The sequence below is a fragment of the Burkholderia sp. Ac-20349 genome (assembly GCF_017104865.1).
In the GTDB taxonomy this organism is placed as follows: Bacteria; Pseudomonadota; Gammaproteobacteria; order Burkholderiales; family Burkholderiaceae; genus Burkholderia; species Burkholderia aenigmatica.
Genome location: NZ_JAAGPM010000217.1, coordinates 1 through 9,103, shown reverse-complemented (window position 1 = coordinate 9,103; position 9,103 = coordinate 1). Strand labels below are relative to the sequence as shown.

Below are 9,103 nucleotides of genomic sequence, written 5' to 3'. Positions count from 1 at the left end.
GTCGCGTTCGAGAAGCCGCGGTAATACTGGTCGTAATCGCGCCGCGACAGGCCGATGGTCGCAAACGTGACCGGCCCGTGTTCCTCGACACGAATCTGCGGCGCGCCGGCAGCGACGACTTCGCCGCGCAGGGCTTCGCGCCGTTCCTGCTGCACGGCGTGACGGGCAGCGGCAAGACCGAGGTGTATCTGCATGCGCTCGCGTCGCTGCTCGACGCGCGGCCGGACGCGCAGGCGCTCGTGCTCGTCCCCGAAATCAACCTGACACCGCAATTCGAGGCCGCGTTTCGCGCGCGCTTCGCGGGTGCGCTCGCCGACGACGCGATCGTCACGCTGCACAGCGGGCTCGCCGAGGGCGAGCGTGCGCGCAACTGGCTCGCCGCGCATACGGGCCGCGCGCGGATCGTGCTCGGCACGCGCCTCGCGGTGCTTGCGTCGATGCCGACGCTCGCGCTGGTCGTCGTCGACGAGGAGCACGAGCCCGCCTACAAGCAGCAGGAAGGGCTGCGCTACTCGGCACGCGATCTCGCCGTGTGGCGCGCGAAGCAGCTCGGCATCACGGTCGTGCTCGGCTCGGCGACGCCGTCGCTCGAAAGCTGGTGGCAGGCCGAACAGGGCCGCTACACGCGGCTCACGCTGTCGCGCCGCGCAGTGGCCGACGCGACGTTGCCGACCGTACGGCTGATCGATCTCGAAGAGGAGCGGCGGCGCGGGCGCGCGTCGATGGGCGGGCTGTCGGGGCCGCTCGTCGCGGCGCTGAAGGCGCGGCTCGAACGCGGCGAACAGAGCCTCGTGTTCCTGAACCGGCGCGGTTACGCGCCGCAGCTCGCCTGCGACGCGTGCGGCTGGGTCGCGGGCTGTCCGCGCTGCAGCGCGTACGTCGTGCTGCACAAGCCCGAGCACGCGCTGCGCTGCCATCACTGCGGCTGGGAGTCGCGCATTCCGCGATCGTGCCCCGAGTGCGGGAACGTCGACATCGCGCCGCTCGGGCGCGGCACGCAACGCATCGAGGAGGCGCTCGCCGAGGCGGTGCCGGGCGCGCGCGTGCTGCGGATCGACGCGGACAGCACGCGCCGCAAGGGCAGCGCGCAGGCGCTCTTTTCCGACGTGCATGCGGGCGAGGTCGATATCCTCGTCGGCACGCAGATGATCGCGAAGGGGCACGACTTCCAGCGCGTGTCGCTCGTCGGCGTGCTCAATGCCGACACCGCGCTGTTCTCGCATGACTTCCGCGCGAGCGAACGGCTGTTCGCGCAGCTGATGCAGGTGAGCGGCCGCGCGGGGCGCGCCGGGCTGCCGGGCGAGGTGCTCGTGCAGACGCGTTACCCGCGTCATGCGCTGTACCACGCGCTCGGGCGGCAGGATTACGTCGGCTTCGCGAATTCGACGCTCGGCGAGCGCCGCGACGCGCACCTGCCGCCGTTCGTCTACCAAGCGCTGCTGCGCGCCGAAGGGCGCACGCTCGACGCGGCGCTCGCGTTCCTGCTGCAGGCCGCGGCCGCGTTGCCGGGGCTGCCGGGCGCCGATCGCGTGACCGTGTACGACGCGGTGCCGATGACGATCGTCAAGGTCGCGAACGTCCATCGCGCGCAGTTGCTGCTCGAAAGCGCGTCGCGGGCGGCGCTGCAGCATGCGCTGCGCGCGTGGCAGCCGGAGTTGCGTGCGCTGAAGGGCGTGCTGCGGTGGAGCGTCGAAGTCGATCCGCTGGACATCTGAGCGGCGCGCCATGCGGCCATCGTGCCGCGTGGCGCTTCCCTGAAGCCCGGGCCGCCGCGCCGGGCGCCTCCGAACCGTCTTTTGCCGCACGGCCGCACCCGGACGCCACGTCCGCCATCACACCCAGTGCAACCCGTTTTCGTCCGCCGCCACGCCCGCGGAAGGTTGCGCACGCATGTCAAACCGGCCCGCTCAGGGAAAACACCGATCCTCCGACCACGGGCAACCCCTAGGTTGCAACCGCATAAGTGGCTGATTATATTGACTAACTTGAGGGTGCAACCTATCTTGCAATTTGGTTGCACCTTTTTATTGCGTGCCGTAGGATTTCGCGCATCCTCTCACACCACATTGCCGGGCTCGCACCGGCGCACGAACCCACCATGGCAAGCACGACTCTCGGCGTCAAAGTCGACGACCTTCTCCGCTCGCGCCTCAAGGACGCCGCCGCGCGTCTCGAGCGCACCCCCCACTGGCTGATCAAGCAGGCGATCTTCGCGTACCTCGAGCGGATCGAGCACGGCCAGTTGCCGCCCGAGCTGTCGGGCCACAGCGGCGTGACGGAGCTCGCCGACGGTCAGTCCGCGGACGGCGACGACGACAACTCGCCGCATCCGTTCCTCGAGTTCGCGCAGAACGTGCAGCCGCAATCGGTGCTGCGCGCGGCGATCACGGCCGCGTACCGCCGCCCCGAGCCGGAATGCGTGCCGTTCCTGCTCGGCCAGGCGCGCCTGCCCGCGAACCTGCAGGCGGACGTGCAGGCGCTCGCGACGAAGCTCGTCGAGGCGCTGCGCGAGAAGAGCTCGGGCGGCGGCGTCGAAGGGCTGATCCACGAGTTCTCGCTGTCGAGCCAGGAAGGCGTCGCGCTGATGTGTCTCGCCGAAGCGCTGCTGCGCATTCCCGATCGCGCGACGCGCGATGCGCTGATCCGCGACAAGATCAGCAAGGGCGACTGGCGCTCGCACGTCGGCCACGCGCCGTCGCTGTTCGTGAACGCGGCGACCTGGGGGCTGATGATCACCGGCAAGCTGGTGACGACCAACAGCGAAGCAGGGCTGTCGTCGGCGCTGACGCGCCTGATCGGCCGCGGCGGCGAGCCGCTGATCCGCAAGGGCGTCGACATGGCGATGCGCCTGATGGGCGAGCAGTTCGTCACCGGCGAGACGATTTCCGAAGCGCTCGCGAACAGCCGCAAGTACGAAGCGCGCGGCTTCCGCTACTCGTACGACATGCTCGGCGAAGCGGCGACGACCGAAGAGGACGCGCAGCGCTACTACGCGTCGTACGAACAGGCGATCCACGCGATCGGCAAGGCGGCCGGCGGCCGCGGCATCTACGAAGGCCCGGGCATCTCGATCAAGCTGTCGGCGCTGCACGCGCGCTACTCGCGCTCGCAGCAGGACCGCACGATGAGCGAGCTGCTGCCGCGCGTGCGTGCGCTTGCGCTGCTCGCGCGCCGCTACGACATCGGCCTGAACATCGACGCGGAAGAGGCCGACCGCCTCGAGCTGTCGCTCGACCTGCTGGAAGCGCTGTGCTTCGACCCGGAACTCGCGGGCTGGAACGGCATCGGCTTCGTCGTGCAGGGCTACCAGAAGCGCTGCCCGTTCGTGATCGACTACCTGATCGATCTCGCGCGCCGCAGCCGTCACCGCCTGATGATCCGCCTCGTGAAGGGTGCGTACTGGGATACCGAGATCAAGCGTGCGCAGGTCGACGGCCTCGAAGGCTATCCGGTCTATACGCGCAAGATCTACACCGACGTGTCGTACCTCGCGTGCGCGAAGAAGCTGCTCGCGGCGCCGGACGCCGTGTACCCGCAGTTCGCGACGCACAACGCGTACACGCTGGCCGCGATCTACCAGCTCGCGGGCCAGAACTACTACCCGGGCCAGTACGAATTCCAGTGCCTGCACGGGATGGGCGAACCGCTGTACGAGGAAGTCACCGGCCGCGACAAGCTGAACCGCCCGTGCCGCGTGTACGCGCCGGTCGGCACGCACGAGACGCTGCTCGCGTACCTGGTGCGCCGCCTGCTCGAAAACGGCGCGAATACGTCGTTCGTGAACCGCATCGCGGATAAAACCGTGTCGGTGAAGGAACTGGTCGCCGATCCGGTCGACGAAGCGACGAAGGTCGTGCCGCTCGGCGCGCCGCACACGAAGATCCCGCTGCCGCGCCACCTGTACGGCGACGAGCGGCCCAACTCGATGGGCCTCGACCTGTCGAACGAACACCGTCTCGCGTCGCTGTCGTCCGCGCTGCTCGCGAGCGCGCATTTCCCGTGGCGCGCGGCGCCGATGCTCGACGACGACACGGTCGCCGACGCGCCGGCCCGCGACGTGCGCAACCCGGCCGACCAGCGTGACCTGGTCGGCACGGTCAGCGAAGCGACGGCCGAACACGTGAGCGCGGCGCTTGCGCACGCGGTGGCCGCTGCGCCGATCTGGCAGGCAACGCCGGTCGATGCACGCGCCGATTGCCTGGTGCGCGCGGCCGACCTGCTCGAAGCGCAGATGCACACGCTGATGGGCCTCATCGTGCGCGAAGCCGGCAAATCGCTGCCGAACGCGATCGCCGAGATCCGCGAAGCGGTCGACTTCCTGCGCTACTACGCCGCGCAGATCCGCGACGAATTCTCGAACGACACGCACCGTCCGCTCGGTCCCGTGGTCTGTATCAGCCCGTGGAACTTCCCGCTCGCGATCTTCATGGGCCAGGTCGCCGCGGCACTCGCGGCCGGCAACACGGTGCTCGCGAAGCCGGCCGAACAGACGCCGCTGATCGCCGCCCAGGCCGTGCGCCTGCTGCGCGAGGCCGGCGTGCCGGCCGGCGCGGTGCAACTGCTGCCGGGTACCGGCGAGACCGTCGGCGCGGCGCTGGTGGCCGATCCGCGCACCCGCGCGGTGATGTTCACCGGCTCGACCGAAGTCGCGCGCCTGATCAACAAGACGCTGTCCGCGCGCCTCGACCCGGACGGCAAGCCGATCCCGCTGATCGCGGAAACGGGCGGCCAGAACGCGATGATCGTCGACTCGTCGGCGCTCGCGGAGCAGGTCGTCGCGGACGTGATGCAGTCGTCGTTCGACTCGGCCGGTCAACGGTGTTCGGCGTTGCGCGTTCTGTGTTTGCAGGACGATGTTGCGGACCGCACGCTGACGATGCTGAAGGGCGCGATGCACGAGCTGGCGCTCGGCAACCCCGACCGGCTGTCGACGGACGTCGGCCCGGTGATCGACGGTGAAGCGAAGCAGACGATCGACACGCACGTCGCGGCGATGAAGGACAAGGGGCACGGCGTCACGCAGCTGCCGGCGCCCGAGGCCTGCGCGCACGGCACGTTCGTGCCGCCGACGCTGATCGAGATCGGCAGCATCGACGAGCTGAAGCGCGAGGTGTTCGGCCCCGTGCTGCACGTGGTGCGTTACCGTCGCAGCCAGCTCGACAAGCTGCTGGAGCAGATCCGCGCGACCGGCTACGGCCTGACGCTCGGCATCCACACGCGGATCGACGAGACGATCGCGCACGTGATCTCGAATGCGCACGTGGGCAACATCTACGTGAACCGCAACGTGATCGGCGCGGTGGTCGGCGTGCAGCCGTTCGGCGGCGAAGGGCTGTCGGGCACGGGCCCGAAGGCCGGCGGCGCGCTGTACCTGCAACGTCTGCTCGCGACGCGTCCGTCGGGCCTGCCGCGTTCGCTCGCGCAGTCGCTGGTGGCGGACGGCGCGGTGGAAGGCGATGCGCGGGGCAACCCGGCGGCGGCGCTGACCACGCTGCGCGACTGGCTGATCGAGCAGCGCGAGCCGGCGCTGGCCGCGCGTTGCGACGGCTATCTGGCCCAAGTGCCGGCCGGTGCGACCGCGGTGCTGAGCGGCCCGACGGGCGAGCGAAACACGTATACACTCGGCCCGCGCGGCACGGTGTTGTGGGTTGCGGCAAGGCCGGGCGGTGCGGGTGCGCAGTTCGCGGCGGTGCTGGCGACCGGTAACCGCGCGCTGTTCGCGGGCGCGGCCGGCGAGGCGCTGGTCGCCGCGCTGCCGGCGTCGCTGAAGGCGCATGCGGCCGTGCGCAAGCAGGCCGACGCGCCGTTCGACGCGGTGCTGTTCGAAGGCGACAGCGACGAACTGCAGACGCTCGTGAAGGACGTCGCGCAGCGGCCGGGCCCGATCGTGTCGGTGCAGGGCGTGTCGGTGGGCGCGTTCGAAAACGGCGACGCGGAAGATTACGCGCTGGAACGGCTGCTGACGGAGCGCTCGGTGAGCGTGAACACGGCGGCGGCGGGCGGCAATGCGAATTTGATGACGATCGGCTGATCATCCTTGCCGTTCGGATCAAACAAAGGAAGCGGCAAGGCGATCCCGAAGCCGCTCCATTTACCCTGGTACCAAGGAGATGCTATGCAACACACGATGAAAAAGCTGGCAGGCGCGACGTTTGTCGCCGTCATGTCGCTGGCGGGGACGGCCCATGCGGATGACGTGAAGATCGGTTACGCAGGGCCGATGACGGGTGCGCAGGCGCACTACGGCAAGGATATGCAGAACGGGATCGTGCTCGCGATCGAGGATTTCAACGCGACGAACCCGAAGATCGGCGGCAAGCCGGTGAAGTTCGCACTCGACACGCAGGACGACCAGGCTGACCCGCGCACCGGCACGACGGTTGCGCAGAAGCTCGTCGACGACGGCATCAAGGGCATGCTCGGCCACTTCAACTCGGGCACGACGATCCCGGCCTCGCGCATCTACGCGAACGCGGGCATCCCGGAAATCGCGATGGCGACGGCGCCGGAATACACGCAGCAGGGTTACAAGACGACCTTCCGCATGATGACGTCCGACACGCAGCAAGGCTCGGTGGCCGGCACGTTCGCGTCGAAGGATCTCGGCATGAAGAAGATCGCGATCGTCGACGACCGCACGGCCTACGGCCAGGGTCTCGCCGACCAGTTCGAGAAGGCCGCGAAGGCCGGCGGCGCGACGATCGTCGACCGCGAATTCACGAACGACAAGGCTGTCGACTTCAAGGCAATCCTGACCAAGCTGAAGGCTGCGAAGCCGGACCTCGTCTACTACGGCGGCGCGGATTCGCAGGCTGCACCGATGGTCAAGCAGATGAAGACGCTCGGCATCACCGCTCCGCTGATGAGCGGCGAAATGGTGAAGACGCCGACGTTCCTGAAGATCGCGGGCAACGCGGCCGACGGTACGATCGCTTCGCTGGCAGGTCTCCCGCTGGAAGAAATGCCGGGCGGCAAGACGTACGCGGACAAGTACAAGAAGCGCTTCGGCGAAGAAGTGCAGACGTACTCGCCGTATGCGTACGACGGCGCGATGGCGCTGTTCAACGCGATGAAGAAGGCCGATTCGACCGATCCGGCGAAGTACCTGCCGCTGCTCGCGAAGACCGACATGGCCGGCGTGACGTCGACGCACGTCGCGTATGACGCGAAGGGCGACCTGAAGAACGGCGGCATCACGATGTACAAGGTCGAGAAGGGCGAGTGGAAGCCGCTGAAGAGCATCGGCGGCAAGTAAGCAGCCGGTGACATGACGCGCGGGCAGCGGCGAATGTCGCAGCCCCGTCGATCATGCGAAAAAGCCACCGGGCCGTCGGGCCGGGTGGCTTTTTCTTTTTCCGTGGCCGGGCCAGCAACTATTCGCGACGCACGCGCAGCAGGAACTTCTGCAGCTTGCCGGTCGGCGTGCGCGGCAGCGCCTGCGCGAACGTGAATTCGCGCGGGATCTTGTACGCGGCGAGCCGCGCGCCGCAGAACGCGCGCAGCGCGTCCGCGTCGGGCACGCTGCCCGCGCGCAGGACCACGTGCGCGACGACCGTCTCGCCCCAGTCGGGATGCGGGACGCCGACGACGGCCGCCTCGGCGATGTCCGGGTGCGCGCCGAGCACGTCCTCCACTTCCTTCGAATAGACGTTTTCGCCGCCGGTCACGATCATGTCCTTCAGCCGGTCGACGATGAACAGGTAGCCCTCCTGATCGATCCGCGCGATGTCGCCGGTGCGATACCAGCCGTCCGGCGCGAACGCGGCGCGTGTCGCGGCCGCATCGTCGAGATAGCCGAGCATCATGCTGTCGGTCTTCAGCCAGATTTCGCCGGTCTCGCCCGGCTGCGCATCGATGCCGTCCATCCGCACGACGCGCAGGTCGACGCCCGGGCCGCCCGTGCGGCCGATCGAACCGGCCTTCGCGACCTGCTCGTCCGGATACAGCGTCGTGCCGGCCGGGCCCGCCTCCGTCATGCCGTACACCTGGAAGAACGCGTCGCTGCGATACGCGCGCGCGAGCCGCTCGGCCTGCGCGGGGCCGATCGGGCCGCCGCCGTACAGCCAGGCGCGCACGCTCGACAAGTCGAACGCCGCGAAGCCGTCGATCGTGTCGAGCGGCAGCAGGTACGACACCGGCGCGCCGAAATACAGCGTCACGCGCTCGCGTTCGATGGCCTGCAGGAATCGCAGCGGATGGTATTCGCGCAGCAGCACGACGGTGCCGCCCGCATACAGCGTGCCGCCGAACCAGTTGTTCAGCGGCGACGAATGCCAGATCGGCATCGCCATCAGCGTGCGCTCGTTGCGGCCGATGCCGATTGCGAGTGCCGCCTGCATTGCCGCGAGCGTCACGGTGCGGTGGCTGTGCACGCAGCCTTTCGGGTGGCCGGTCGTGCCGGACGTATAGAGGATCTGCGCGATGTCGCCGTCGGCCGGCTCGATGCCGGCGAGGCCGTCCCGCGTCGCGCACAGCGTGTCGAAGCACGGCACGCCGTCGAGCTCGCCTTCGGTCACGAGCCGCCTCGCGGGATGCACGAGGCGTTCGATCACCGGCGCGAGCGCCACGTCGAACAGCAGCGCCTTGCTGCGGCTGTGTTCGAGCACGTAGTCGACTTCCGGCGCCTGCAGCTTGTGATTGATCGGCACGAACGTCGCGCCGAGCCGCCATGCGCCGAACATCAGGTCGACGAAGGCCGGCGTGTTGAAGCACATCGCGGCGACGCGGTCGCCGGCCGCGATGCCGAGCGCGCTCAGCACGGCCGCCGCGCGGTGCGAGCGCTCGCGCGCGGCGGCATAGGTGATCGTCTCGGATTCGCTGACGAGGAACGGCTTGTCGGGCGTCGCACGGGCGGCGCGGTCGAGGGCGGCGACGAGGTTCATCATCAGGGCTCCGGGCGGGCGAACGAAGGCGAACTGGGCCTTGCTAAGCGATCCGAAACGACATCAGGCCGGGTACGCGCGCTGCAGCAGCGCAGCGAAGCCGATGTTCACCCGGTCCAGATAGGCGAACGTGTAGCACAGCAGCAGGAGCGGCAGCAGGCGCCAGTTCAGCTTGCGATACAGGGCCTGCACGGGGGCGCTGTCCTGGGCCGCCGGATGGC

Annotated in this window: 4 protein-coding genes and 1 pseudogene; 3 read left to right on the top strand and 2 right to left on the bottom strand. The window is 69.0% G+C overall.

Going from position 1 to position 9,103, the window contains the following annotated elements; all coding sequences use genetic code 11:
- From G3N61_RS36480 to G3N61_RS36470, 3 genes are all read left to right on the top strand, one after another.
- Positions 1-1,715: primosomal protein N' (locus G3N61_RS36480; protein WP_241018073.1), on the top strand; the 1,715-nt coding region annotated here is incomplete at its 5' end.
- A 383-nt stretch (positions 1,716-2,098) separates the two neighbouring features.
- Positions 2,099-6,031 (top strand): trifunctional transcriptional regulator/proline dehydrogenase/L-glutamate gamma-semialdehyde dehydrogenase, encoded by a 3,933-nt coding sequence (gene putA / locus G3N61_RS36475; protein ID WP_205824829.1) that lies wholly within the window; start codon positions 2,099-2,101, stop codon positions 6,029-6,031.
- 84 nt (positions 6,032-6,115) lie between these two features.
- Positions 6,116-7,255 (top strand): branched-chain amino acid ABC transporter substrate-binding protein, encoded by a 1,140-nt coding sequence (locus G3N61_RS36470; RefSeq protein WP_089449654.1) that lies wholly within the window; start codon positions 6,116-6,118, stop codon positions 7,253-7,255.
- A 118-nt stretch (positions 7,256-7,373) separates the two neighbouring features.
- On the opposite strand, the gene G3N61_RS36465 is transcribed toward G3N61_RS36470, so the two are convergent.
- Both G3N61_RS36465 and G3N61_RS39895 read right to left on the bottom strand, forming a co-directional pair.
- Entirely contained in the window at positions 7,374-8,882 is a 1,509-nt protein-coding gene (locus G3N61_RS36465; protein ID WP_089449746.1) for an AMP-binding protein, read from the bottom strand.
- Between the two features lie 87 nt (positions 8,883-8,969).
- Positions 8,970-9,103, bottom strand: a pseudogene (locus tag G3N61_RS39895) (MFS transporter); the annotation flags it as partial.

What these genes read in the sequence shown, in the direction of transcription:
- putA (WP_205824829.1), top strand. Translation starts at nt 2,099, where the DNA reads ATGGCAAGCACGACTCTCGGCGTCAAAGTCGACGACCTTCTCCGCTCG.
- G3N61_RS36470 (WP_089449654.1), top strand. Translation starts at nt 6,116, where the DNA reads ATGCAACACACGATGAAAAAGCTGGCAGGCGCGACGTTTGTCGCCGTC.
- G3N61_RS36465 (WP_089449746.1), bottom strand. Translation starts at nt 8,882, where the DNA reads ATGAACCTCGTCGCCGCCCTCGACCGCGCCGCCCGTGCGACGCCCGAC.